This window comes from Streptomyces sp. NPDC048424 (assembly GCF_040651555.1).
Lineage (GTDB): Bacteria > Actinomycetota > Actinomycetes > Streptomycetales > Streptomycetaceae > Streptomyces.
Map to the genome: position 1 here is coordinate 1 of NZ_JBEZKE010000016.1, position 25,846 is coordinate 25,846.

13 protein-coding genes are annotated in these 25,846 nt (G+C 72.7%); 5 read left to right on the forward strand and 8 right to left on the reverse strand.

What is annotated here, in order from left to right; translation table 11 throughout:
* Positions 1-9,926: SDR family NAD(P)-dependent oxidoreductase (locus AB0D29_RS22720; protein ID WP_362856595.1), on the reverse strand; the 9,926-nt coding region annotated here is incomplete at its 3' end.
* A gap of 109 nt (positions 9,927-10,035) precedes the next feature.
* On the reverse strand, positions 10,036-11,226 hold the full coding sequence (locus tag AB0D29_RS22725) for a cytochrome P450 (protein WP_362856596.1): 1,191 nt from the start codon (positions 11,224-11,226) through the stop codon (positions 10,036-10,038).
* A 476-nt stretch (positions 11,227-11,702) separates the two neighbouring features.
* On the opposite strand from AB0D29_RS22725, the gene AB0D29_RS22730 reads away from it, so the two are divergent.
* The gene (locus AB0D29_RS22730; RefSeq protein WP_362856597.1) at positions 11,703-12,506 is read left to right on the forward strand and encodes an LmbU family transcriptional regulator; all 804 of its coding nucleotides are present in this window, start codon (positions 11,703-11,705) and stop codon (positions 12,504-12,506) included.
* A gap of 78 nt (positions 12,507-12,584) precedes the next feature.
* Here the strand turns inward: AB0D29_RS22730 and AB0D29_RS22735 are convergent, their stop codons facing one another.
* Entirely contained in the window at positions 12,585-13,274 is a 690-nt protein-coding gene (locus AB0D29_RS22735; RefSeq protein WP_362856599.1) for an FMN-binding negative transcriptional regulator, read from the reverse strand.
* A 192-nt stretch (positions 13,275-13,466) separates the two neighbouring features.
* On the opposite strand from AB0D29_RS22735, the gene AB0D29_RS22740 reads away from it, so the two are divergent.
* Positions 13,467-14,825, forward strand: coding sequence for a lysine N(6)-hydroxylase/L-ornithine N(5)-oxygenase family protein (locus AB0D29_RS22740; protein WP_362856601.1), 1,359 nt, complete (start codon positions 13,467-13,469; stop codon positions 14,823-14,825).
* 110 nt (positions 14,826-14,935) lie between these two features.
* Here AB0D29_RS22740 and AB0D29_RS22745 read toward each other — a convergent pair whose 3' ends face one another.
* Complete coding sequence (locus AB0D29_RS22745; RefSeq protein WP_327416917.1) at positions 14,936-15,172, reverse strand: MbtH family protein; 237 nt, start codon at positions 15,170-15,172, stop codon at positions 14,936-14,938.
* Positions 15,173-15,590: 418 nt separating this feature from the next.
* On the opposite strand from AB0D29_RS22745, the gene argB reads away from it, so the two are divergent.
* Positions 15,591-16,499 carry an acetylglutamate kinase gene (gene argB, locus AB0D29_RS22750; protein ID WP_362856603.1) on the forward strand — a complete coding sequence of 303 codons (909 nt, stop codon included), beginning with the start codon at positions 15,591-15,593 and terminating at the stop codon, positions 16,497-16,499.
* Between the two features lie 466 nt (positions 16,500-16,965).
* Positions 16,966-19,212 (forward strand): MMPL family transporter, encoded by a 2,247-nt coding sequence (locus AB0D29_RS22755; RefSeq protein ID WP_362856604.1) that lies wholly within the window; start codon positions 16,966-16,968, stop codon positions 19,210-19,212.
* An 85-nt stretch (positions 19,213-19,297) separates the two neighbouring features.
* On the opposite strand, the gene AB0D29_RS22760 is transcribed toward AB0D29_RS22755, so the two are convergent.
* Together AB0D29_RS22760 and AB0D29_RS22765 are read right to left on the reverse strand one after the other, a co-directional pair.
* The gene (locus tag AB0D29_RS22760; RefSeq protein ID WP_362856605.1) at positions 19,298-21,502 is read right to left on the reverse strand and encodes a protein kinase; all 2,205 of its coding nucleotides are present in this window, start codon (positions 21,500-21,502) and stop codon (positions 19,298-19,300) included.
* A 5-nt stretch (positions 21,503-21,507) separates the two neighbouring features.
* Positions 21,508-22,464: a serine/threonine protein kinase gene (locus AB0D29_RS22765; RefSeq protein ID WP_362856607.1), complete on the reverse strand. Its 957-nt coding sequence runs from the start codon at positions 22,462-22,464 to the stop codon at positions 21,508-21,510.
* 171 nt (positions 22,465-22,635) lie between these two features.
* Here AB0D29_RS22765 and AB0D29_RS22770 point away from each other — a divergent pair, with 171 nt between their 5' ends.
* The gene (locus AB0D29_RS22770) at positions 22,636-23,205 is read left to right on the forward strand and encodes a DUF3291 domain-containing protein (protein ID WP_362856609.1); all 570 of its coding nucleotides are present in this window, start codon (positions 22,636-22,638) and stop codon (positions 23,203-23,205) included.
* A gap of 18 nt (positions 23,206-23,223) precedes the next feature.
* On the opposite strand, the gene AB0D29_RS22775 is transcribed toward AB0D29_RS22770, so the two are convergent.
* Together AB0D29_RS22775 and AB0D29_RS22780 are read right to left on the reverse strand one after the other, a co-directional pair.
* Positions 23,224-25,359 carry a serine/threonine-protein kinase gene (locus tag AB0D29_RS22775; protein ID WP_362856610.1) on the reverse strand — a complete coding sequence of 712 codons (2,136 nt, stop codon included), beginning with the start codon at positions 25,357-25,359 and terminating at the stop codon, positions 23,224-23,226.
* A 5-nt stretch (positions 25,360-25,364) separates the two neighbouring features.
* Positions 25,365-25,823 carry an Lrp/AsnC family transcriptional regulator gene (locus AB0D29_RS22780; RefSeq protein ID WP_030722766.1) on the reverse strand — a complete coding sequence of 153 codons (459 nt, stop codon included), beginning with the start codon at positions 25,821-25,823 and terminating at the stop codon, positions 25,365-25,367.
* Between the last annotated feature and the right edge of the window lie 23 nt (positions 25,824-25,846).

A 25,846-nucleotide genomic window follows, 5' to 3' on the forward strand; every position in this document is an offset into this window, starting at 1 on the left:
ACGGCGGCGATGTCGAGGTGTCCGTGGTGGGTGGGGAGGGTGGCCAGGATCTCGGTTTCGGTGGCTTCGATGGCGATCATGGCGCCGCCGGTGGGGGCGGACTGCATCAGCCGGCCACGGGTGGCGACGAGCAGGGCCGCGTCGCCCAGGGTGAGGACCCCGGAGACGTGCGCGGCCGTGAGTTCGCCGAGGGAGTGGCCGAGCAGGTAGTCGGGGGTGAGGCCGTGGTGTTCGAGGGTGCGGTAGAGGGCGACCTCCGTGGCGAAGAGCGCCGCCTGCGTCCACATCGTCTGGTGGAGCGGCGAGGTGGTGGGGTCCTCGTCGCTGAAGAGCAGCGACTTGAGGGAGACGCTCTGCTGGAGGTGCTCGTCGAGATGGGCGCAGACCTCGTCGAGGGTGCGGGCGTAGACGGGGTGGGTCTCGTAGAGCTCGCGGCCCATGCCGGGACGCTGACTGCCCTGCCCCGTGAAGAGGAACGCGGTCTTGCCACCGCCACGACCCGCCGGCGGACCCGCGATCACCTCAGGGGCTTCCTCACCGGCGGCCAGCGCGGCGAGCCCCCGCAGAACGCCGTCCCGGTCCTCCGCGACCACGGCCGCCGAGTGCGCCAGCAGCGCGGGCACATCGGCCAGCGACCGGCCGACGCCGGCCAGTGAGACCTGCTGCTGACCGGCCGGAACCGGCTGCTCCGCACGCTCGGAGACGAAGGCCAGCAGCCGTCCCGCCTGGGCCCGCAGCGCGGCCTCGGTGTGCCCCGACAGCAGCCACGGCGCCGACGGCAGGGGGGCCTGGGCCTCGGTGACGGGCTTCGGCTCGGCCACGGGGGCCTGTTCGAGGACGACGTGGGCGTTGGTGCCGCTGATCCCGAAGGAGGAGACACCGGCCCGGCGCGGCCGGTCCGTCTCCGGCCACGGGGTCGCCTGGGTGAGGAGCGACACCGCTCCCGTGCTCCAGTCCACGTGCGAAGTCGGCCGGTCCACGTGCAGCGTGCGCGGCAGCACGCCGTGGCGCATGGCCATGACCATCTTGATGACGCCGCCGACGCCGGCGGCGGCCTGGGAGTGGCCGATGTTCGACTTGAGCGAGCCGAGGTGCAGCGGACGCTCCGCGTCGCGGTCCTGGCCGTAGGTGGCGAGGATGGCCTGGGCCTCGATGGGGTCGCCGAGGGTGGTGCCCGTACCGTGCGCCTCTACGGCGTCGACATCGGCCGCCGACAGCCCGGAGGCCGCCAGGGCCTCGCGGATCACCCGCTCCTGCGAAGGACCGTTCGGCGCGGTGAGTCCGTTGCTGGCGCCGTCCTGGTTGACGGCGGAGCCGCGGACGACGGCGAGGATCTCGTGGCCGTTGCGGCGGGCGTCGGAGAGCCGCTCCAGGAGCAGGACGCCGACACCCTCACTCCAGGCGGTACCGTCCGCCGCGTCCGCGAAGGACTTGCAGCGGCCGTCCGTCGCCAGGCCGCGCTGGCGGCTGAACTCCACGAACAGATCGGGCACCGCCATCACGGTCACGCCACCCGCGAGGGCGAGGGTGCACTCCCCCTGGCGCAGGGCCTGCGAGGCCAGGTGCAGGGCGACGAGGGAGGAGGAGCAGGCCGTGTCGACGGTGATGGCCGGACCCTGGAGGCCCAGCGTGTACGAGACCCGGCCGGAGGCCACGCTGAGCGTGTTGCCGGTCGTACGGTAGGCCTCCACGGCCTCCGGCGCGTTGCGCAGGTGGGAGGCGTACTCGCTGTACATGGCACCGCTGAACACACCGGTACGGGTGCCGCGCAGGGCGGCCGGGGCGATGCCCGCGTTCTCCACCGCCTCCCAGCTGGCCTCCAGCAGCAGGCGCTGCTGCGGGTCCATGGCCGCCGCCTCGCGCGGGCTGATCCCGAAGAACTCGGCGTCGAACCGGTCGGCGTCGTAGAGGAACCCGCCGTTGCGGGCGTACGAGTGGCCCGCACGGTCCGGGTCGCCGTCGAACAGCCGGTCCAGGGCCCAGCCGCGGTTGGTGGGGAAGGGGCCGATGGCGTCGGTGCCGTCGGCGACGAGCCGCCACAGGTCCTCGGGGGAGCGGGTCTCGCCCGGGTAGCGGCAGGCCATGCCGACGATCACGATCGGGTCCTCGTGATCGGAGGTGCTGCGCACCGCGATCGGCGCACCGGGACGCACGACCTCGGTCTCGCCCGCCAGCTTGGACAGCTCGCCCGTCAAGAACTCGGCGAGGGCGGCCGGGGTGGGGTGGTCGAAGACGGCCGTCGCCGGCAGCGTGACGCCGGTGACCGCCACGACCCGGCGGCGCAGTTCCAGGCCGGTCAGCGAGTCCATGCCGAGGGTCTTGAACGCCGTGTCCTCGTCGACAACGGCCGGGCCGGCGAGGCCCAGCACGGCGGCGACGGTGGTGCGCACGAGCTCACCGACGGTACGCCGGCGGTCGGATACGGGGAGCGCGGCGGTGCGCTCGGCCCACGAGGAACCACCCGTACCGGAGACCGCGGTGGCCGCGGCGGCGCGCCGGCGCGGGGCGCGGACCAGGGTGCGCAGCAGGGCGGGCGCGGACTGGTCGGGGGAGCGCAGGGTCGGCAGGTCCAGATCGGCCGCGGCGAGCAGCGGCTCCGGCGAGACGATGGCGGCGTCGAAGATCTCCATGCCGCGCTCGGCGGAGATCGGCAGCACACCCTTGCGCGCCCACCGCTTGACGTCGAGCTCGCTGAGCCCGCTCGTCATCGTGCTCGCGGTGTCCCAGAGTCCCCAGGCGAGGCTGGTGGCGGGGAGGTTGTGGTGGTGGCGGTGGTGGGCGAGGGCGTCGAGGTAGGTGTTGGCGGCGGCGTAGTTGGCTTGGCCGGGGTTTCCGATGAGTCCGGCGATGGAGGAGAAGAGGATGAAGTGGGTGAGGGGGAGGTGGGTGGTGAGTTGGTGGAGGTGGTGGGCGGCGTCGGTTTTGGGGTGGAGGACTTGGGTGACGTGGTGGGGGGTGAGGTTGTCGAGGGTGGCGTCGTTGAGGGTGCCGGCGGCGTGGATGACGGCGGTGAGGGGGTGTTCGGTGGGGATGGAGTCCAGTAGGTGGGTCAGTTGGGTGCGGTCTGCGGTGTCGCAGGCGGTGATGGTGATGTGGGCGCCTGCTGTGGTGAGTTCGGTGGTGAGTTCGGTGGCGCCGGGGGCGTTGGGTCCGGTGCGGCTGGTGAGGAGGAGGTGTTTGGCGCCGTGGTGGGTGACGAGGTGGCGGGCGAGGATGTGGCCGAGGCCGCCGGTGCCGCCGGTGATGAGGATGGTGCCTTCGGGGTCGAGGGGCTTGGCAGCGTTGGGGTTGGTGGGGGTGTTTTCGAGGCGGGGGGTGTGGAGTTGGCCGTTGCGGAGGGTGAGTTGGGTGTCGGGGGTGGTGGCGGCGGTGTGGGCGGCGGCGGCCAGGGCCTCAGTGGTGTCGATGTCGAGGTGGGTGAGGCGGCCGGGGTATTCGTTTTGTGCGGTGCGGATGAGTCCGGTGAGGGCTGCGGCTGCCAGGTTGTGGATGTCCTCGTCGGTGGTGAGGGCGGTGGCGCCCTGGGTGAGTACGACGATTCGGGTGGAGTCGAGGGTGGTGTCGGCGAGGAGTTCCTGGAGGGTGGCCAGGGTGCCCTGAACCGCCGTATGCACCTCGGTGAGTTCTTCTGACAGGGCTATGAACGAAGGCAGTTGGGCGCCGTCTCCCAGGGCGGTCCGCAGTTCGGCGACGTCGGCGTACGTGTCACCGGAGACGGCCGCCGCCAGCCCGTGCGGGTCCGAGCCCAGTACGGCCCAGAGCCCGGCCGTGGTCTCCGCGGCCGTCTGCGGCAGGGGCTTCCAACCCAGCCGGTGCAGCCCGGAGTGCCGGCCCGCGCTCGTGGCCGCGCGGAGGTCGCCGGCCGGGCGCAGGGTGATGGAGTCGACCGTGATGACGGGCTGCCCGTCGGGGTCGGTGGCGGTCAGCGAGGCGCTGTTGGCATCGGTGGGAACCACGTGCACCCGCAGCGCGGTGGCACCCGTGGCGTGCAGGGTGACCCCGTTGAAGGAGAACGGGATGGCCAGCTCGGTGCCGTCGCCGAGCAGCATGGCGTGCAGGGCCGCGTCGAGGAGCGCCGGGTGGATGGCGAAGGAGGTGGCGTCGGCGTGCTGCTCCTCGGGGAGGGAGACCTCCGCGAACCGCTCCTCGCCCGACTGCCAGACCCGGCCGAGGCCCTGGAAGACCGGCCCGTACTCGTACCCGCGGTCGGCGAGTCGGTCGTAGGTGTCCTCACGGGTGACGGACCGCGCGCCCTGCGGCGGCCAGGTCCGCGTGGCGGCGGGCACCGGGTGTTCGCCGGTGGCCAGCAGGCCCGAGGCGTGCCGGGTCCACTCCTCCTCCGCCGCGCCCTCGGGACGCGAGTGGACGGTGACGGAGCGGGTGCCCGACTCCTCGGCGGGGCCGAGGGCGACCTGGAGGTGGACGCCGCCTTCCTCGGGGACGAGCAGCGGTGCCTCCAGGACGAGTTCCCGGAGCCCGCCGTAGCCGAAGCGGTCGCCCGCGGAGACGGCCATGTCGACGAGGGCGGTGCCGGGCAGCAGGACCGTACCGACGACCGCGTGGTCGACCACCCACGGGTGGGTGCGCCGGGAGACGCGGCCCGTGAACAGCACGCCCTCGCGGTCGGCGAGGCTGGTCATCGCGCCGAGCAGCGGATGCTCCGCGGAGGTGAGGCCGAGGCCCGCCGGGTCCTCCGCCGTGACCGGGGTGTCGAGCCAGAACCGGCTCCGCTGGAAGGCGTACGTCGGGACCTGGACCCGTCGGGCGTCCGTGGCATCGAACACGGCGGACCAGTCGACGCGGACGCCGTGGCAGTGGGCCTCGCCGAGCGAGAGCAGCAGGCGTGCGGCCTCGTTCTCGTCGCGGCGCAGGGTGCCCAGGGCGGCGCCGCGCGCGCCGGCCTCGTCGAGGGCCGCCTGCACGCCGATGGTGAGCACCGGGTGCGGGCTGACCTCGATGAACGTGTGGTGGCCGGCGGCGAGCAGCTCGCCGACCGCCTGCTCGAACTGCACCGTCTCGCGCAGGTTCTGGTACCAGTACCCGGCGCCCATCAGGCCGGTGTCGGCCAGCAGTGCACCGGTCAGCGAGGAGAAGACCGGGACCTGGCCGGGGCGCGCCTCGATTCCCTCGAGGATCCGCGCCAACTCGCTTTCGAGTTCCTCGACATGGGCCGAGTGGGAGGCGTAGTCCACGTCGACGAGACGGGCCCGCGCCCCCTCCTCCTTGGCCTGGGCGAGGAACTCGGCGAGGGCCTCCGGATCGCCGGAGACCACGGTCTGGGACGGGCCGTTGACCGCGGCGACCGAGATCCGGCCCTCCCAGGCGCCGATCCGGTCCCGTACCCATCCGACGGGCTCGGCCACGGACATCATGCCGCCCCGGCCCGACAGCACGGTCAGCGCGCGGCTGCGCAGTGCCACGACCCGGGCCGCGTCCTCGACGCTGAGTACGCCCGCCACGCAGGCCGCGGCGATCTCGCCCTGGGAGTGGCCGACGACCGCGGCCGGTTCGACGCCCAGCGAGCGCCAGACCTCGGCCAGGGACACCATCACGGACCACAGCACGGGCTGTACGACGTCCACCCGCTCGAAGCCCGGAGCGCCCTCGACGCCGCGTACGACGTCGAGGAGCGACCAGTCCACCAGCGGCTCCAGGGCCGCCGCGCACTCGGCCATCCGGCGGGCGAACACCGGGGAGGACTCCAGCAGGCCGGCCGCCATGCCCACCCACTGCGCGCCTTGGCCGGGGAAGACGAACACGGGCCGGGCCGCGGGCCGGCTCTGCCCGGTGACCAGGCCGCGGTCCGTGGCGCCGTCGGCCAGGGCCCGCAGGCCCTGCTCCAGCCCCGCGAGGTCCTCGGCGACCACGGTGGCCCGCCGGTCGAAGTGGGCGCGGCCGACGGCGAGGGAGCAGCCGATGTCCGCGAGGCGTTCGCCCGGGTGGTCCCGGAGGTGGTCGAGCAGCTTGCCGGCCTGCGCGCGCAGCGCCTGGTCGCTCTTGGCGGAGAGGAGGAAGGGGACGGGCGCGGGCGCCCCGGCCCGGGAAGGCGCCGGTTCGGCGGGCACGGGCTCGGCGGCCTGCTCCAGCACCAGGTGGGCGTTGGTGCCGCTGACACCGAAGGAGGAGACGCCGGCCCGGCGGGGCCGGTCGCTCTGCGGCCACGGGGTGGCCTCGGTGAGCAGCGAGACCCCGCCGCCGGCCCAGTCCACGTGCGAGGTCGGGGCGTCCACGTGCAGGGTGCGCGGCAGCAGGCCGTTGCGGATCGCCATGACCATCTTGATGACGCCGCCCGCGCCGGCGGCGGCCTGGGTGTGCCCGATGTTCGACTTGAGGGAGCCCAGGAACAGCGGTCGGTCGACCGCGCGGCCCTGACCGTAGGTGGCGAGCAGGGCCTGCGCCTCGATGGGGTCGCCGAGCCGGGTGCCCGTACCGTGCGCCTCGACGGCGTCGACGTCGACCGCGGACAGTCCGGAGGCGGCGAGGGCCTCGCGGATCACCCGCTCCTGCGAGGGGCCGTTGGGGGCGCTGAGCCCGTTGCTCGCGCCGTCCTGGTTGACGGCCGATCCCCGGATGACCGCGAGGACCTCGTGGCCGTTGCGGCGGGCGTCGGAGAGCCGCTCCAGGAGCAGCATGCCGACGCCCTCGCCCCACCCGGTGCCGTCCGCCGCCTCCGCGAAGGACTTGCAGCGCCCGTCGACGGACAGGCCGCGCTGGCGGCTGAACTCCACGAACATGCCGGGGGTCGCCATCACCGTCACACCGCCGGCCAGGGCCAGTTCGCACTCGCCGGCCCGCAGCGCCTGCGCCGCCATGTGCAGGGCCACCAGCGAGGCCGAGCACGCGGTGTCGACGGTGACGGCGGGACCCTCCAGGCCCAGGGTGTAGGAGGCGCGGCCGGAGACCACGCTCGTGTACGTGCCGGTCAGCAGGTATCCGCCGACGCCCTCGCCCGCCTCGTGCAGGCGCGGGCCGTAGTCCTGCGCCATGGCGCCGACGTACACGCCGGTGCCGCTGCCGCGCAGCGCGGCGGGATCGATCCCGGCCCGCTCCACGGCCTCCCACACGGTCTCCAGCACCATGCGCTGCTGCGGGTCCATGGCGGTGGCCTCGCGCGGGCTGATCCCGAAGAACTCGGCGTCGAACTGGTCGACGTCGTGCAGGAACCCGCCCTGCCGGGTGTACGAGCGGCCCGCGCGGTCGGGGTCGCCGTCGAAGAGGGTCTCCAGCGCCCAGCCGCGGTTGCCGGGGAAGTCGGTGACGGCGTCCCGCTCCTCCACGAGGAGCCGCCACAGGTCCTCCGGGGAGGCCACGCCGCCCGGGAAGCGGCAGGCCATGGAGACGATGGCGATGGGCTCGTCGGAGCCGGGAACCCGGCGCGCGACCGCGCGGGAGACGGGCTCGTGCGCGGAGACGACGCCCGAGAGCTCGGCGAGCCGCGCGACCAGCTTCTCGGGGGTGGGCCGGTCGAAGAGGAGGGTGGTCGGCAGCTTCAGCCCGGTGGCGGCGGCGAGCCGGTTGCGCAGTTCCACGGCGGTCGCCGAGTCGAAGCCGAGTTCCTGGAAGGAGCGGGTGGGGTCGATGTCCCCGCCCTTTTCGCGGCCGAGGACGAGGGCCACCTCGGAGCGCACCAGATCCATGAGGAACCTGGCCGTCCGCTCGGGGTCCCCGCCGGTTCCGAAGGGGTCGGCGGCGGCCGCCCCGGGGGCGCCGCGCCGGAAGGCGTACGTGGGCAGGGAGACGACCGCGGCGTCCGCCGGGAAGACGGGGCTCCAGTCCACGGGGGCGCCGTGCGCGTACGCCTCGGCCACGGAGGACAGGAAGCGGTGCGGCCCGTCCGCGCCGCGGCGCAGCGAACCGACCACGATCGCCCTGGAGTCGGTGGTCTCCAGGGTCTGCTCGACGGGCAGGGTCATCACCGGGTGGGGGCTGATCTCGACGAAGAGGTCGTGGTCGGTGAGGCAGCGGATCGAGCTCTCGAACAGCACGGGCTCGCGCAGGCTGCGGAACCAGTACGAGGCGTCCAGCGAGCGGGTGTCCAGCAGGGCGCCGGTCAGGGCGGAATAGAACGGGATGTTCCCCTTCCGTGGCCGCAGCGGGGCCAGGACGGTGAGCAGCTCCTCGTGGATCTCGTCCATGTGCGCGCAGTGCGGCGCGTAGTCGATGGCGACCCGGCGGGCCCGCACCCCTTCGGCGGTGAACTCCTCCTGGAGGCGCTCGATGGCGTCGATGTCGCCGGCGACGGCGACCGACCGCGGCCCGTTGACGCCCGCGACGGCCAGCTTCCCGCCCCACGGCGCCAGACGCTGCCGCACCTCGTCCAGCGGCAGCAGCACCGAGAGCATGGAACCCCGGCCCGCGAGCCGCGCCTGGGCCTTGCCCCACAGCGCGCTCGCGCGGGCGCCGTCCTCCAGGCTCAGCCCGCCCGCGACGACCGCGGCGGCGAGCTCGCCGATGCTGTGCCCGACGACTGCCGCGGGCTCGACGCCGAAGGAGCGCCACAGGGCGGCGAGGCCGAGCGCGGTCGCGAACAGGGCGGGCTGGATGACGTCGATGCGGTCCAGCGCGGGCGCGCCGGGCACCTCGCGCAGGACGTCCTCCAGGGACCAGTCGACGTACGGGGTGAGCGCCTCGGCGGTGGCACGGATGCTTGCCAGGAAGACGTCCGAGGTGTCGAGCAGGTCGGCGGTCATGCCGGGCCACTGCGAACCGTGGCCGGGGAAGACGAAGACGGCCCGGTCGCGCGCCGTGGCCGTGCCGCTCACGCGGCCGGAGCCGCGGCGGCCCTCGGCGAGCGCGGCCAGCTCCTCGGTGAACTCCGCCTCGGTGCCGGCCAGCAGGACCGAACGGTGGGCGAACGCGGTGCGCGACACGGCCAGGGAACGGGCGATGTCGGCGATGCCGGGGCGTGCGGTGCTCGCGGTTCCCTCGACGCCCTCCACGCCCTCGACGCCCGTGGCGCTCGCCGTGAGCCGGGCCAGGAGCCGTCCGGCCTGCGCGCGTTCGGCGGCCGCGCTCGCTCCGGAGATCAGCCACGGCAGCGTGCCGCCCCGGAAGGCGGCCGGGCCGGTGGAAGGTTCCTGCTCGGTACGGGGCGCCTCGGCGACCTCCACTGACCAGGCCGTGCCGTCGGCGTCGACGGCGGAGACGGCCACCGGCTGCCCCGGGGAGGCGGGGGAGCGCAGGGCCTCGACCAGCCCGGCGGCACCGTCGGGCCCGCCCTCGGCCGGTGCGGCGGCCGGCCCGGTGCCGTGCAGGACCCCGCGTACGCGGTCGCCGTCGGCCAGGGCCCGCGCCAGGGGCTTGAGTACGAGAACGGTCCCGCCCGCGGGTTCGGCGTCGAGGCCGCCCGCGAGCGCGATCTCGCTGTCGCCGGCGCGCAGGCTCTCGCACGCCAGGTGCACCGCCCTCAGGGTGGCCGGGGCGCCGCCGGGCACGGTCCGGCCCGGTCCGCTCAGACCGAGTACGGCGCGGACGCCCTCGGCGTGGTCCGCGTCCGGGGCGGTGTCCACACCGGCATCCGCGCCGGCATCCGCGCCGGCATCCACGTCGGCATCCGCGCCGGCATCCACGTCGGCATCCGCGGCCCGGGCGTGGCCGGGCGCGGCGAGGAAGACGCCCGTGCGGGCGCCGCGCAGGGAGGCCGGCACGATGCCGGACTCCTCCAGGGCCTCCCAGCCCAGTTCCAGCAGGAGCCGCTGCCCCGGGTCCGTCGACGCGGCCGCGTCCGGCGCGATGCCGAACACGTCCGATTCGAAGCCCTCGGGGTCCTCGTAGCCCTCGTGGCCCGCGAAGTCCCCGGAGCCCGCTGCCCCGTCGGAGTGCGCGCCCGGGTAGCGACACGACAGCCCGATGACGGCAACGGGCTCCCCGGCATTCCCGGCGTCCCCGACGGGCTCGGCATCGCGGCGGGTGGTCTCGACAGACATGCGGATCCTCACTCCAAGTCCAAAGGTGTTCCGGGGAGCAGCACTTGAGGGGGGACGCCCGGAACACCCGGGAGGCGACCCGCCTGTACGAGCGGCCTGCGCGGAGCGGCTACCACTCCACCCGCAGCCGGGACAGCCCGCGCGTGCCGAGGCCGTCCTTCCAGACCACGGCGTCGGGGCCGGGGGCCAGGCGGAGGGTGGGGAACCGCCGCAACAGGCGCTCCAGGACGATCTGCAGCTGGAGCCTGGCCAGCGGCGCGCCGAGACAGCGGTGCACCCCGTGCCCGAACGTCAGGTGCGCGGCGTCGTGCCCCTTCGGATCCATCAGTTCGGGGTCCGCGAACGTCTTGCCGTCACGGTTCCCGTGCAGCAGGGAGACGATGACGCCTTCCCCGGCCTGGACCGTGACGCTGCCGAGCGGGACCGGCTCCACCGCGACGCGCGGGAAGCTGATGGGGGTGGAGGGGGTCAGCCGCAGCAGTTCCTCGACCGTGGGGGCCAGCCGGTCGGGCTGCTCGCACAGCTCCCCGTACGCGGCGGGGTCGCGCAGCAGGGCGTGCGCCGAGGTCCCGATCTGCCCGACGACGGTCTCGTAGCCGGCCATCAGGAGGGTCAGCCCCATGGTGAGCAGCTCGCCCATGGACAGGTCGCCCTGCTCGTGCGCCCCGATCATGGAGGTGAGCAGGTCGTCCTCCGGGCGGCGGCGCTTGCGGTCGATCAAGTCGGCCATGTAGTCGATGAGTTCGAGCCGGCGGCGGGCCTTCTCCTGCGGGGTGCTGGCGGAGATGTCGAAGAGCACCTCGACCCAGTCGCGGAACCGGGTGCTGTCCTCGGGCGGAACGCCCAGCAGCGAGCACAGGACGGCCAGCGGCAGGGGCGCGGCGAGCGCCTCGATGAGGTCGGTGCCCGGGCCCGAGGCGGCCATGGCGTCGAGGTAGCGGTCGGTGAGCTCCTCGACGGCCGGGGCCATCGCGTTGGTCCGGCCGGTGGTGAACGCCCGGGTCACGACGCGCCGCAGCCTGGAGTGATCGGCCCCGTCCATGCTCATCATCGAATTCGGCACGGGCTGGGCGTCGTTGAGCTTCGGGGCGTGCGGCGTGACGGCCTCGGCCCGGCTGAACCGCTTGTCCGTCAGGACCTTGCGGGCCAGCGCGTAGTCGCACACGAGCCACATCTTGTCCCCGGCGGGCGTGAAGAACGGGACGACGTCGATGCCGTCCGGGACCTGCCCCTCCCCGGCCATGTACTGCCCAAGGAATTCCGGAAGCGGGCCCAGCGGGCCGGCGCTGCGGTGCTTCATGCGTGTCCTCCCCGTTGTGTTCGGCGGTCAGGTGATCAGAAGCCGGTGCTCGGCCCCGCGCTGCGTCATTTCCGATCCTCCTGCTCCTGCTGAATTGGCTGGACGAGCTGAATGGGGGAGGCGCGGTGCGGGCGCGTGAATATGCGGACAAAGACCGCCCCGCTTTTACCTCTGATGCCTCGCGAACAAGCCGAGCCGGCGGCGGTGGGAATTCTGATGTGCCGCAGCGAAGAAACTCTGGCCGAGAATGAACATACCCTCCGCCGGGGAGGCGGAGAACAGAAAGCCGCCGACAACGGGCGGTGTCTGTTCAATTGTTCGATGGGGTCCGTGACGCTGTCCCGTCGACGGGACGGCCCGCAGGGCCCGCGCCGGCGGGACGGGCCGCCGGCGCGGGCCCTGCGGGCCGCTTTGGCCTGCCTTTAGCACGGGCTGGGAGCCTCCACACCTGTTCTGTGGACCCTTCACATGGAGGCATGATGGCGATTCAGGCCGGCGACATCGAGGGATCGAGAATCGGGCAGATCCGTACGAGCCCCGAGCCGGCACCGAGGCAGCGGCGGGCCATGGGCGAGGATCCGCGTCGTGGCCAGGTGCTGACCACGAAGGTGGGCCTGCAGATGCCCGCGGGGATGTCCTTCGACGACTGGGAGAAGGCCGGCCGCCAGCTGTCCGGAATCGTTGATTCCTCCTCGTGGTGGCTGGGTGACTGGCTCGTATACGGCAAGGACCACTACACCGACCGCTACCAGCGCGGCATCCGCGCCGCCGGGCTGCAGTACCAGACCCTGCGCAACTACGCCTGGGTCTCCCGCCGGTTCGACTTCAGCCGCCGCCGGGGCGCCCTCAGCTTCCAGCACCACGCAGAACTGGCCTCCCTGCCGCACGAGGAGCAGGAGGCCTGGCTGGACCGGGCCGAGCAGCGCAAGTGGACCACCAAGCAGCTGCGCAGCGCCATCCGCGCCGCGCGCGAGGACGAGGCGCAGGTCAGGATGCCCGCCGAGCCGACGCGGCGGCTGGAGGTCCCCGGCAGCCGGCTCCAGTGGTGGCACAAGGCCGCGGAGCAGGCGGGCGTCGACTTCGAGCGCTGGGTGCTGGTGACCCTGGACAGTGCGGCCAAGGAGGCCTTGGAGGCGCTGGAGGAGCTCGAGAAGCGGGAGGGGCTCGAAGCGCTGGAGGAGGTCGAGGAAGTGGAGGACGGCCATGGGCCCGCGGAACTCGAAGGGACGGCGGAGCCCGGCGGACCGGCGCGGTCCGATCGGCCGGCCATCACCGCCTGACCGCTTGGGCGGTGCGCGTCACAGGGCCCGCACTCCGTCAGGAGTGTGGGCCCTGAAGGCTGGGGCCGGCCGTGCCGGTCAGGGCAGTTGGCGCATCAGGTCGGCCGTGTCGCGCTGCCGGGTGCACGGGCTGTGCGTGAACGAGTCCAGTACGCGGCCGCGGACCTCGGAGGGCTGTTCCTGGCTGAGCTTGAACATGCCCTCGGCCCCCGAGACGGTGACCCGGAAGGCGCCGACGGCGGGCACGATCTGCCGGAAGTAGCCGATGGAATCGGACATGTCCCAACCGGTGCCGAACTTCGACTCCTCGAAGGCGCGCACGGTCGACTGCACCACTCCCATCGACTCCTCGATCGAGTCGATCTTCTCCACCACACCGCGCACGTGCACCGAGGTGAAATTCCACGTCGGGGCGGCCGGCGACTTCTCGTACACCGTCGGCGAGACGTAGGAGTGCGGGCCGGTGAAGGTCAGCAGGACGAGGCTTCCGGTTTCCAGCGCCGCCCAGTGCGGATTGGCCCTGTTCATGTGCCCGAGCAGAATGCCGCCGGACAGGTCGTCCGACCATTCCTCATTCGCCTGCGGGTCCGCGATGACCGGCAGGTGCGTGGCGAAGGGACCGTCTTCCGCCGTCCCGTTGGTCACCGCCATGGCCAGTGGATTGTCTCGTATCAGATCGGTCATCCACGAACCGTCCGGTTCGCGATAGTTACTGGGGACGAACATCCGGAATTCACCCTTTCGGTCGGCGCAATTGCGCGAGGACATGGAAATCCGGACCGACCATACCGCTGTCCCGTCAGCCGGACAGGGGCATTCGGTATTCGGCCCGCACAGGGCCGCCGGGATCGTCTTCTTGACGTCTTCAGGTTGGCGCCGGGGCGTTCTCCGGCGCAATACTGAATAGAGGTCTCCCGGATCACCGGTCGAGATTCCAAGACGCTAGCGGGAGAATTGTCTATGGGTACAACGGGTACGCATAACCACGAGATATACGACGTGGTCGGCATCGGCTTCGGCCCGTCCAACCTGTCGCTCGCGATCGCTCTGGAAGAGCACCGGGCCAATGTTCCGGAGCATCCGGTCAAGGCCGCATTCTTCGAGCGGCAGCCCGCCTTCGGCTGGCACCGCAACATGCTGCTGCCGTCGACGACGATGCAGATCTCGTTCCTGAAGGACCTGGCCACCTTCCGCAATCCGGTGTCCCGGTTCAGCTTCGTGTCGTATCTGCACGCCGCGGGCCGACTGGTCCAGTTCGTGAACAACCAGGACTTCTTCCCGACCCGGCAGGAATTCCACCAGTACCTGGAATGGGCCGCGTCGGGCCTTTCCGACCGCGTCTCCTACGGCTCCGAGGTCACCGCGATCCGGCCTTCGCAGGACACCGGGTCCGGGACCCCCGAGCACCTGCGGCTCGAGGTCCGCGACGCGGCCGGCGGCGTCCGCCACGTCCGCGCGCGCAACGTGACCATCTCGACGGGTCTGGTGCCGCGCATGCCGGCCGGGGTCGCGCGCGACGAGCGGGTGTGGCACAGCTCCGAGTTCCTGGAGAAGTTCCACGGCCTCGACCCCGAAGGGCTGAGGAGCGTGGCGGTGGTCGGCGCCGGCCAGAGCGCCGCCGAGATCACCAGGTTCCTGTACGACAGGCTTCCGCACGCGCGCGTCTCGGCGGTCATCCCGTCCTACGGGTACTCCGTCGCGGACGACACGCCCTTCGCCAACCAGGTGTTCGACCCGGCCGCGGTCGACGAGTACTACTTCGGCACCGACCAGGCGCGGGAGGCCTTCTGGCACTACCACCGGAACACGAACTACTCGGTGGTCGACGACGAGGTGATCCGCGACCTCCACCAGCGCTCGTACGAGGAGGAGGTGCGCGGCAGCAAGCGACTGCACTTCCTCAACCTCACCCGGGTCGCGGAGGTCACCCGGGCCGGCAGCGACACGCGGATCACCCTGAACTCACTGCTCGACAGCGAGCCCCAGGAACTGCACGTCGACGCGCTCGTCTTCGCCACCGGCTACGAGGGCATGGACCCGGCCCGCCTGCTCGGCGACTTCGACCGCCACTTCCTGCGGGACGTGAGCGGCCGCCACCGGGTGGAGCGCGACTACCGGCTCGTCACCGCGACCGGACCGTCCTGCGGCATCTACCTCCAGGGCGGCACCGAGCACACCCACGGACTGTCCTCGTCCCTGCTGTCGAACATCGCGGTGCGCAGCGGCGAGATCGCCGACTCCATCGTGCTGCGGCGGGCCGAACAGGAGCAGGCCGTGGCCCGTACCGTCGAGGTCGCGGGCGCGGCAGGCCGGGGCTGACCCGGCGTTCCTCCCCACCACGCCGAAGGGTGGGCCCCGGTGCTGTTCGTCCAGCACCGGGGCCCACCCTTCGTACGTCTTCGGCCATTCCGTGGAATGCCGCATTCACCTCACGCGGCGCCTGCGGAAACCGAGTCCGCGGCCATCGCGTCGCGCAGGCTCTTCGGGCGCAGATCGGTCCAGTTCGCCTCGACGTGCTCCAGGCACTGCTGGCGGCTTTCCTCGCCGAATACGATGCGCCAGCCGGCCGGGATCTCGGCGAACGAAGGCCACAGCGAGTGCTGCTCCTCGTCGTTGGCCAAGACGTAGAACCGGCCGTCGGCGTCGTCGAACGGGTTGCTGCTCATGAATGCACTCCAATTCAAGCCGTTCACGATCCGTTTCCCGGCCGGGATACGGATCGTCATCCGTTAGTGGGGATGGAGTTGGCGAGACCGCCATGCCCGATCATGGCACCTTTCGGGCGCCCCGTGGAGACCGGTGTGCCCATGTAGCGCTCCACCGGTCGTCGATGCTCTTCCCCCCGCTGTCCCGTTGACGGGACAGCGGTAACACACTGCCCCGAATCTTCTCCGTTCTGCACCGAGTTCCGCGGAATGGGCTTCCGGTGGGCCCTTCCACCGCGCGATGCTGGACCGGTGACCGCGGTCTGTACCCGCGGGAATTCACGTTTTCCGGGAGCTCTGAGTCCTCCACAGAAGGAGTTGTGCCGATGAGCGTCACCAACGCGGCCGGCGTTCTCTTCACCCTGCGCGCGAGGTTCTCATGACGACCCGTCTGCATCCCGCCCTGGCGAAGGCGCAGTCCGTGGGCGATGCGCTGCCCTGGCTGACCAGCCGTCAGGACCGGACCGTCGTCATCAAACTGGGCGGGCACGCCATGGTCGACGAGGCGCTGACCGCCGCCTTCGCCCGCGACGTCGTCTTCCTGCGCTACGCCGGACTGAAGCCCGTGGTCGTCCACGGAGGCGGTCCGCAGATCGGTGCCGAACTCGAACGGCGCGGCCTGGCCAGCGAGTTCAAGGCCGGACTCAGGGTCACCTCGACGCCCGCCATGAACGTGGTCCGGATGGTGCTCGCGGGGCAGGTGCAGCGCGAACTGGTCGGACTGATCAACGCGTACGGCCCGCTCGCCGTCGGCATCACGGGCGAGGACGCGGACACCCTGACCGCGACCCGGCACGTGCCGTGGATCGACGGGGAGCCGGTGGACATCGGCAGGGTCGGCGACATCTCCCGGGTGGACACCGGAGCCATCGAGGCGCTGCTGGCGGACGGCCGCATTCCGGTGGTCTCGCCCGTTGCCCGCAGCGCCGAGGACGGTCACGTCTACAACGTCAACGCCGACACCGCGGCCGCGGCGCTCGCCACCGCGCTGGGCGCCCAGGAGCTGATCATGCTCACCGACGTCGAGGGCCTGTACGCGGGCTGGCCGCTCAGCGACGAGGTCATCGACCGGCTCACCGCCCGCGAACTGGAGAAGCTGCTGCCGGAACTCGCCGACGGCATGGTCCCCAAGATGACCGGCTGCCTGCACGCGGTGCGGGGCGGCGTCGAGATGGCGCGGGTGATCGACGGGCGGGTCCCGCACGCGGTCCTGCTGGAGATGTTCGCGGACGAAGGGGTCGGCACGGTGATCGTGCCGGACCTGGACGAGGCGGAGGTGCCGCTGTGAACCGCTCGATGGCGCCATCGTGGCGCCACGCCGGCCGGGCCGGTGCCGCCGTTGCCGGCGGGAGGGTCTGATGGGCGGCGGCCGGAACGCGATGGCTCGTACGGCCGTGCCCGTACCGGTTTTTGGGGCCGATGTCGGCCGTCGAGGCCCAGGTGGGCGCGGTGTGCGTGGACGCGCCGGAGGATCCGTAACCCGACCGAACGGGGAGCGTCTTTCGGCCAGACTGCCGCTCTGGCTCAGATGTGGCGCGACAGTGGCGCCATGTGTGTGCCATGATGGCGCCATCGCCTCGACGGCGTAGGAAGCGGGTCGCCGACGCTTCGTCCTCTTCGCCTTCTCCGCTCGGCCGGCCCCTCCCGGGTCGGCGGGGCGGGCCCGTGGCCGGCCGAACTGACCGGCCGTCCGTCCCCACCGGAAACACCCGCCGCCGCTCGCGGTACCGATTCAAACAGGAGTTCTTTTCGCTATGGCCACCTTCCTTTACAAAGTGGGCCGATTCGCCTTCCGGCGACGAGGCCTGGTGACACTGCTGTGGCTCGCCGTCGTCGTCGGGGCCGGTTTCGCGGCCTCCGTCGCTCCGCCGCCGCCCACCGATACGTTCTCGATGCCGGGTACGGAGTCGCAGAAGGCCTTCGACCTGCTGAAGGAGAAGTTCCCGGCCATGAGCGTGGACGGCGCGACCGCCCGCGTGGTGGTCCGTGCCCCCGCCGGCGAGAAGCTCACCGACCCGGCCCAGAAGGCCAAGGTCGAGAGCCTGGTCGGCGCGCTCGCCAAGGCGCCCGACGTCGTCTCGGCCTCCGACCCCTTCAAGACCAACACCGTCAGCCAGGACGGCACCACGGCCTACGCCGTGGCCACGTACAGCGTCACGGCCCTCAAGGTGACGGACGAGGCGCACGACGGCCTCGACAAGGCACTCGAGGACTCCCGGGCCACCGGCCTGACCGTCGAGGCCGGGGGTGACGCCGTCAAGGTGGACGGAGCCCCGGGCGGCGGTGCGGAAGGCATCGGCATCCTGGTCTCGGCGATCGTCCTGGTCCTCACCTTCGGCTCGATGATCGCAGCGGGCATGCCCCTGCTCACGGCCATCTTCGGCGTCGCCATCGGCGGCGCGGCCATCACCGCGCTCGGTACGACCTTCGGCCTCTCCAGCACCACGTCCACCCTCGCGCTGATGATCGGCCTCGCGGTCGGCATCGACTACGCCCTGTTCATCGTCTCCCGCTACCGCTCCGAGATGGCCGAGGGCCGCGAGCGCCAGGACGCCGCCGGACGGGCCGTCGGCACGGCCGGATCGGCCGTGGTATTCGCCGGTCTCACCGTCATCGTCGCCCTCGCGGGCCTCAGCGTGGTGAACATCCCGATGCTCACCAAGATGGGCCTCGCCGCCGCCGGCACGGTCGCCGTCGCCGTACTGATCGCCACCACGTTCGTCCCGGCGCTCCTCGGCTTCGCGCCGATCAAGGTCATGCCCCGCAAGGAGCGCAGGAAGTACTACGGCAAGCCGCTCTCCGAGCGCCAGCAGCGCAAGGCCGACAAGCGGGCCGCCCGCCAGAAGCCGAACCTGGGCACCCGCTGGGCGCGGTTCGTCGTACGCCGTCCCCTGGTCGTCCTCCTCTTCGGCGTCGTCGGCCTCGGTGCCATCGCGGTGCCCGCCGCCAGCCTGCAGCTCGGCCTGCCCGGCGAGGGCACCATGGCGCCGGACACCACCCAGCGCAAGGCGTACGACATGCTGTCCGAGTCCTTCGGGGCCGGCTTCAACGGACCGCTGATGGTCACCGTCCAGGCCAAGGACGCGGCGACCGCCGCCGCAGGCGTCGGCAAGGAGCTCGGCACGGTCGAGGGCGTCGCCACGGTGACCCCCGCGACACCCAACGACAAGGGCGACACCGCGGTCCTCACCGTCATCCCGAAGACCGGTCCCACCGAGACCGAGACCGAGGACCTGGTCGCGCACATCCGGGACATCGCCGGCACCCTCGGGGCCGCCAACGGTGGCGCCGAGATCCTGGTGACCGGTCAGACCGCCCTGTTCATCGACTTCTCCCAGACCCTCGACGACGCGATGCTGCCCTACCTGGGCCTGGTCGTCGGCCTCGCCTTCCTGCTGCTGGTGCTCGTCTTCCGCTCGCTCCTCGTCCCGCTCAAGGCGGCCCTCGGCTTCCTGCTCTCCGTGAGCGCGGCCCTCGGCGCGGTCGTGGCCGTCTTCCAGTGGGGCTGGCTCGGTGACTTCTTCGGAGTCGAGCAGCCCGGACCGATCATGAGCACCCTGCCGATCTTCATGATCGGCGTGGTCTTCGGTCTCGCGATGGACTACGAGGTCTTCCTCGTGACCCGGATGCGGGAGGCCTACGTCCACGGGGCGCAGCCCTCCGAAGCCGTGGTCACCGGATTCCGCTACGGCGGACGCGTGGTCGGCGCCGCCGCGATCATCATGGTCAGCGTCTTCTCCGGCTTCATCATGGAGGACAACGTCTTCGTCAAGATGGTCGGCTTCAGCCTCGCCATCGCCGTCCTCTTCGACGCCTTCGTCGTCCGCATGGCCCTCGTGCCCGCCCTGTTCGCCCTGCTCGGTAAGTCGGCCTGGTGGCTGCCCCGCTGGCTCGACCGGCTGCTGCCGAACATGGACGTCGAGGGGGAGAAGCTGAACCACGCGCTCGGCGCCCCGATCCCCCAGCAGCGCCGCGAGCAGGAGGTCCACATCCCCGGCTGATGACCGGCTGACCCGAACCCCCGTACGCCGACGGCCCCCAGAGCCGTCGGCGTACGGGCGTTCGCGCCCCCGCCGGCCGCGCGGCCTACGCCGTCGGAAGCGTGATCAGCCTCTTCTTCTCGCGCAGGTAGAGCTGCTTGCCGCCCGGGTCCGGCGCCAGGAGGTAGGCACTCGTCTCGTAGCGCCACACCGCCCGGCGGGTGCGGATGTCGACGGCCCGCAGGCCCGCCGCGTCCATGCTGTAGACGTGGCTCGCGGTCACCACCGGGGCGATCTCGCGGTTCGGGTCCGAGCCCCCCGCCGCGCCGTCCGCCGGGACCTCCGACCAGCGCTCCGCGCCGCTGCGCGCGTCGAGGGCCACGATGCCGCGCGTGCCCTCCACGGCGTACACGACCCCGTCGCGGACCGTCGGCATGCCGTACCGGCGCTGGGCGATCACCTTGCCCACGTCACGGCCCTCGCCGAAGGACCACGCCGGTTTGCCGTCGGCGAGCCGCAGCGCCTGCAGGGTCTGCGCACCGACGTACACGTGCTCCTCGTCCGTGGCCGGCTGGTCCGGTGTGGCGCCCAGCGCCTCCAGCGGCACGGCCCAGCGCTCCGCGCCGCTCCCGGCGTCGTGCAGGGACACCCGCAGGGCGTCGCCCGTCTCGGCCCGCTGCCACAGCAGCACCCCGCCGCGTACGGTCTTGACGCGCACGAGGGACGGGTGCCCCAACTCCACCTGGTGCGCGGTGGGCCCCGCCGTCGGCTGCCGCCACAGTTCCGTGCCGCTCTTCAAGCTCGCGGCCACCACGGACCACGGCCCGCTCCCAGCCGCCTTCGCGCACAGGAACACGGTGTCGCCGTCCACGCCCAGGATCTGGTTGAGCACGTTCGTACCGTCGTACGCGGGCAGTCGGACGAGCGGTGCCTGCTCCTTGCCGTTCTCCAGGGACAGGGGCACCACCGCGAGGGCCTTGTCCGCGGCGTCCGGCTTCCTGACCCCGTACAGGACCTTGCCGTCGGTGGCGACGCGCCAGGCGTCCGCGTATCCGAAGAAGTCCCGCAGGTAGGTGCCGTCCCGCGGGGAGATCCCGACGGTCGTGACCCCGCGGGCCATGACGAGCATGCCGTTCACCGGCAAAGGCGTACCGCCCACCAGGGGACGGGCTCCGTCGTCCTGCCACAGCGGGTCGGGCGGCGGCGTCAGGGCGGGCTGTTTGGCATCCGCCCCGCCCGCGTCCCCGTCGCGGCCGCCGAGCCAGGCCCACAGCCCGCCTCCGGCCGCGACCACGACGCCGCCGGCCGCCGCGCCCGTGACCGCGAACAGCCTGCGCCGTGTCATGCCGCCGCCGGCGTCGACCACGGTGTCCGGCTCCGTGGCGGGCGCCGGCAGCCGCCCCGGCGGCTCCTGCCACACCGCCGCGCTGCGCCGGGCGATGTCGGCGAGCACCGGCTGCGGCAGCCCGTCCGCGAACGGGCCGCCGCCGGGAGCGAGCAGCCCGGCCAGCTCGTCCGTCGTGGGCCGCTGCGCCGGGTCCTTGGCCAGGCAGCGGGCGAGCGGTGCGGCCAGCGCCGCCGGTACGCCGCCCAGGTCGGGCTCCGCGTACCGCACCCGGTACAGCAGGTCCGCGGCCTGCCCGCCGCCGAACGGTCCGTGCCCGGACGCCGCGAACACCAGGACGCCGGCCAGCGCGAACACGTCGCCGGCGGGGGAGTGTTCGAGACCGCCGGCCTGTTCCGGCGACATGAAGGCAGGAGTGCCGGCGGCAGCCCCGGTGCTGGTCAGCCGCTCGTCTCCGAGGGCACGCGCGATACCGAAGTCGATGACCTTGGGCCCGGCCGCCGTGATCATGATGTTGGAGGGCTTGAGGTCGCGGTGCACCACGTCCGAGCGGTGCAACTGCCCGAGCGCCAGGGCCAGATCCGCGCCCAGCGAGCGGACGCACGCCTCGGGCAGCGGACCGGCGAGCCGGACCGCCTCGTCGAGCTGCGGCCCGATGACGTACTCGGTCGCCAGCCAGGGCGTCGCCGCCAGTGCATCGGAGGCGAAGACCCGGGCCCCGTACCGGTCGCCGATGACCCGGGCCGCGTCCGACTCCAGCCGGAAGCGGGTGCGGAAGGAGGCGTCGGCGGCGATCCGGGTGTGCACGGTCTTGAGCGCGACCGTCCGCCCGCCCGCCGAACGGGCCAGATAGACCGTGCCCATGCCGCCGCTGCCGAGCCGGGCGAGCAGCCGGAAGTCGCCGAGGGCCTGCGGATCGTCGTGGGTGAGCGGCGCGAGCGGGGCGCGCGGCGGCGAGACGGACATCGGGTTCAGTGCACCTTCTGGGACGAGGCGAACGGCTGCTGCGGGGCGGGGAGTTCCGCGGCGAGCAGCGCGGCGGACTGGGCGGCGAGCGCGGCCACCACCCGGCCGGGCAGCGGCACGGCCGTGTGGTCGAGGACGGTCCCGGCCGGCGGGTACGCCGCCCCGGCCGGGCGGGACGCCGCCCCGCCCGGGCCCGCGCCCGCCGCCGGGGACACGAGCTCGCGCAGCACCTCCCCCGCGGACTGCGGCCGCGCCGCCGGGTCGGACGACAGACAGGACCCGACCAGCCCACGCAGACCCGGCGGCAGTTCGCTCTGCTCGGGCACGGTGTGCCCGGTGGCGGCGTAGGCCAGTACGGCGCCGAGCGCGAAGACGTCCCCGAGCGGCCCGGGCCGGCCCCCCGACGCCTGCTCCACGGCCAGGCACCCCGGGGCGAGCCCGGGCAGCCCCGACCGCCGCACCCCGTCGGGAGCCGCGGCCCGCACCGCGCCGACGCAGGTCAGCAGCGGCCCGCCCGGGGTGACCAGCACCGCGGCCGGCGACAGCCCCGCATGCGTCACCGCCTGGGCGTGCGCGGCGGCCAGCGCCTCCGCGAGCACGGCGCCGAGCCGGCGGACGGTGTCCTCGGGCAGCGGGCCGCCGTACGCGGCGAGCACGGCCGGCAGCGGCAGCGCGGGCGTGTACGGGGCCGCGTACCAGGGGAACCCGGCCGTGCCACCCACCTCCGCGATGCCGAGGAACCGCGGCACGGACAGCCGCCGGGCACCCTCCGCCTCGATCGCCCACCGGGACGGATCGGCGCCGGCCCGGGGCGCACAGAGCAGGACGGTCCGCTCCCCGTCGGCGGTGCGCCCGAGGTAGCGGCGCTCGGGAACGGTCCGCTCGGCGGAGTCGGCGTCGAACCGGGCCAGGACCACGTACGGCCCGATCTGCGACGGGTCGTCCTGACGAAGCCGTTCCATGCGCGCGTTCTCCCCGCTCGGTTGATCGACTCCCGACCTTAGCCGTCGCCGCCGACATGCGGTGCACGCGTGGGAGCGTCCACGAGAGGCCACTTGGACTGGGAAAACGCAACTTCGACATGGCCCGCGGAGGCAGCTACCTTCACCTGGTCCTCGACGAAGGAGAGCCGCATGCCCCATCTCGCGCTGTACACGTTCGGTGTCCTGAAGACGCCTCTCGCCGATCCCGGACCGCTCACCCGCGAGTTCTACGAGCGTGGTGAGGCCGTCTACCGGAAGATCAGTCAGCACCCCGGATACCTCGCGCGTGCCGAAGCGGCAGGCGGTGACCGGGGCATGCTCTTCGAAGCGGACTGGGGTGCGTGGGGAGGGTTCGCCGTACCGACCTGGTACGGCAAGGGCCGTACGGTGGAAACCACCGCCCTGGCCACGACCCTCTCGCTCTGGACCGACCTGAGCCCCGCCTTCGACGCCGTCTACACCGGTCTGCACCGTGAGGCGCTGAACCGGCGTTACGACTGGTTCGAGAGGACAGGGCACCCGAATTACGTGTGCTGGTGGGTCTCCGACGGCGTGATACCCACCTGGCGGAACGGGGTTTCCAGGCTGGAACACCTCCACGACCACAGCCCCGCGCCGCACGCCTTCACCTTCCACCACTCGTTCGCCCCGGAGGGAACTCCGACCAGGATCAAAGGCATCGGGCCGAAGGGCGACAGCTTCGCCGGCAAGGAAGCCTGAACCGCCGGGTCCGCGGGCTCAGTCGATGGTCGGCATGGCCGTGAGCTTCCCGTCGTTGACGAGGAAGACCCGGTTCCCGGCACCGGAGATGCCCCAGGGGCCGCTCGATTCGGGGGACCAGGTCCAGAAGCGGCCGCGGTCGAGTGTGGAGTGGGCCGAGACGCCCCGCCCGCCCGCCTCGACGAACCAGATCGTTCGGGCCTCCACGACCGGGGGCGTGTGCGGGATCGGCCCCGGCACGTTCCGGCGCGTCGGAAGGCCCAGGCCGCTGTCCCTGCTCACCTCGGTCAGCGACGTACCGTCCAGGGCGAAAACGTAGGTGCCCTTGAGGAGGACCGGTGGACCCCAGCCGCCGGCCCCCTGCTGCGGCTCCTCGGAGCTCGTGTTCTTCTTCCAAGATTCCTTCCACACCGGGACGCCCGTGCTGACGTTCACGGCCTTGAGGGAACGCCCGCCGAGGTACGCGACGTCGTTCACGACGAGCGGCTGCACGGCGGACTTCGCCTGGCCGGACAGCAGCCAGAGCGTGCGACCCGAAGCCGTGTCGAACGTGGTGACGTCACCGTCGGCACCGAAGAACACCAGCGTGCCCGTGCCGGTCGCGGCCCGTGGCCCGGGAGCCTGGACGGCACCCTCCGCCAGCGGCACCGTCCAGCGGACCTTGCGGCTGGCCGTGTCCACGGCGCGCAGCTTCCCGCCGCGCGTCACCAGATACACCGCCGACGCGTCCGCGGCCAGGATGCGGCCGGTGTCGGCGCCCCCCACCGACCACACCTCCCGGCTCGTGGAGCCCTCGAAGCAGCGCAGCGCCCCGTCGTTGCCCGCGGTCACGAACAGGTACCCGGGCAACTCGACCAGCCCGGCGGAGGGCCGGACGCCCGGCAGCCGCCACTTCTCCTTGCCGTCGGTCGTCAGCCGCGCCGCCAGGCCGCCGCCCTTCGCCGCGAAGATGACGACGTCGAGCACGGGCAGCGGGGTGGTGACCACCCCGTCCACCGCCTGGGCCGCCACGGGTAGCGGACCCCACAGCTCGCGCGGAGCCGTCCCGTGGTCCCCGGCGAGCAGGGACAGCGCCTCCGCGTTCTTCGCCAGTCCGGCCGGCGGTATCACCCGCGGCTCCTCGCGCAGCAGCCACCAGGCGCCCGCCGCCCCGCCGGCGGCGGCCAGCACGCCGCCGGCCACCAGCCCGGTGCGCAGCAGCCCCCGGCGCGAGGGCCCGGTACCGGAACCCCCCGAGAGGACGGTGGCCTGCCGTTCCGCCTCGGTTCCCCGGCGCTCGATGTCCTGGGCCAGCGGCCCGGTGCGCCAGACCCGGTCCGCTCCCGGCGGCGGGGCGAACGCGCCCTCGATCTGTTCGGGCGTGGGGCGCCGGTCCGGGTCCTTGGCGAGGCAGGGCGCGATGAGCGTGTGCAACTCGGGTGGTACCGAGCCGAGTTCGGGCTCCCCGTGCACCACCTCGTACTGCACGGCGGCCACGTGCGTGCCGTCGTAGGCCCGCCGTCCGGTGGCCGCGTACGCCAGCACCGCGCCCAGCGAGAAGACGTCGGCGGCCGGTCCGACGCGCTGACCGAGCACCTGCTCCGGAGCGCCGTACCCGGGGGTGACCGGAACCTGGCCCGTGGTGGTGAGCGTCAGTCCGTGCTCGGGGCGCGCGATGCCGAAGTCGATGACGCGCGGTCCGGTCGAGGTGAGCACGATGTTGGCCGGTTTCAGGTCGCGGTGCACCAGCCCGGCCGCGTGGATGTCCCGCAGGGTCGCGGCGAGCGAGGCGGCGAGGGCGCGCACGCCGTCCGGGCCGAAGGGCCCGTACTGGCGGACGGCGTCGTCGAGGGTGGGCCCGGACAGGAACTCGGTCGCGATCCAGGGCCGGCTGTCGGTCTCCTCGATCCGTGCGTTCAGCACGCGGGCGACGCCGCCGCTGGTGACCGCCCGGGCGGTGTGCGCCTCGCGCAGGAAGCGCTGGGCGAGCTGCGGGTCGTGCGCGAGCTCCGGCAGCAGCACCTTGACGGCCGCGGTGCCGCCGCCGTCGTCCCGGCCGAAGTAGACCTTGCCCATGCCGCCCTCGCCGAGTACGCCGAGGACGCGGTAGGGGCCGAGCCGGATGGGGTCACCGGCGCCGAGGGGTTTCATGGCGTACTGCTTCCTGTCGTTCACGGGTGTCAGCGGAAGTCGACGGGCAGGCCGTTCGGTTCCTTGATGCGCTTCATGATGATCTGCGAGTTGACCTCGGTGATGCCGGACAGGGCCGTCAGCTTCTCGATCCACAGCCGCTCGTACGCGCGCAGGTCCGCCACGGCGATCCGCAGCAGGCAGCCGGGGCTGCCGAAGAGGCGGTAGGCCTCGATGACGTCGGGAATGTCCTGGAGGGCCGCCTCGAAGGCCTCGACCGCCTCGCGGTCGCGGCGCACCTCGATCGAGACGAGCACCTCGAAGCCCCGGCCCACCGCCTCGGGGGAGATCACGGCGCGGTAGCCCTGGATCACCCCGTCCTGTTCCAGCTGGCGCACCCGGCGCATGCAGGGGGAGGGGGTCAGCCCCACGCGCTGGGCGAGCTCCTGGTTGCTGAGGCGGCCGTCGGCCTGGAGCTCGCGCAAGATATCCCTGTCAATGGCATCCATGGCGCAATTATCACCCACGCTGT

What these genes read in the sequence shown, in the direction of transcription:
- AB0D29_RS22725 (WP_362856596.1), bottom strand. Translation starts at nt 11,226, where the DNA reads ATGAAGCACCGCAGCGCCGGCCCGCTGGGCCCGCTTCCGGAATTCCTT.
- AB0D29_RS22730 (WP_362856597.1), top strand. Translation starts at nt 11,703, where the DNA reads ATGATGGCGATTCAGGCCGGCGACATCGAGGGATCGAGAATCGGGCAG.
- AB0D29_RS22735 (WP_362856599.1), bottom strand. Translation starts at nt 13,274, where the DNA reads ATGTCCTCGCGCAATTGCGCCGACCGAAAGGGTGAATTCCGGATGTTC.
- AB0D29_RS22740 (WP_362856601.1), top strand. Translation starts at nt 13,467, where the DNA reads ATGGGTACAACGGGTACGCATAACCACGAGATATACGACGTGGTCGGC.
- AB0D29_RS22745 (WP_327416917.1), bottom strand. Translation starts at nt 15,172, where the DNA reads ATGAGCAGCAACCCGTTCGACGACGCCGACGGCCGGTTCTACGTCTTG.
- argB (WP_362856603.1), top strand. Translation starts at nt 15,591, where the DNA reads ATGACGACCCGTCTGCATCCCGCCCTGGCGAAGGCGCAGTCCGTGGGC.
- AB0D29_RS22755 (WP_362856604.1), top strand. Translation starts at nt 16,966, where the DNA reads ATGGCCACCTTCCTTTACAAAGTGGGCCGATTCGCCTTCCGGCGACGA.
- AB0D29_RS22760 (WP_362856605.1), bottom strand. Translation starts at nt 21,502, where the DNA reads ATGTCCGTCTCGCCGCCGCGCGCCCCGCTCGCGCCGCTCACCCACGAC.
- AB0D29_RS22765 (WP_362856607.1), bottom strand. Translation starts at nt 22,464, where the DNA reads ATGGAACGGCTTCGTCAGGACGACCCGTCGCAGATCGGGCCGTACGTG.
- AB0D29_RS22770 (WP_362856609.1), top strand. Translation starts at nt 22,636, where the DNA reads ATGCCCCATCTCGCGCTGTACACGTTCGGTGTCCTGAAGACGCCTCTC.
- AB0D29_RS22780 (WP_030722766.1), bottom strand. Translation starts at nt 25,823, where the DNA reads ATGGATGCCATTGACAGGGATATCTTGCGCGAGCTCCAGGCCGACGGC.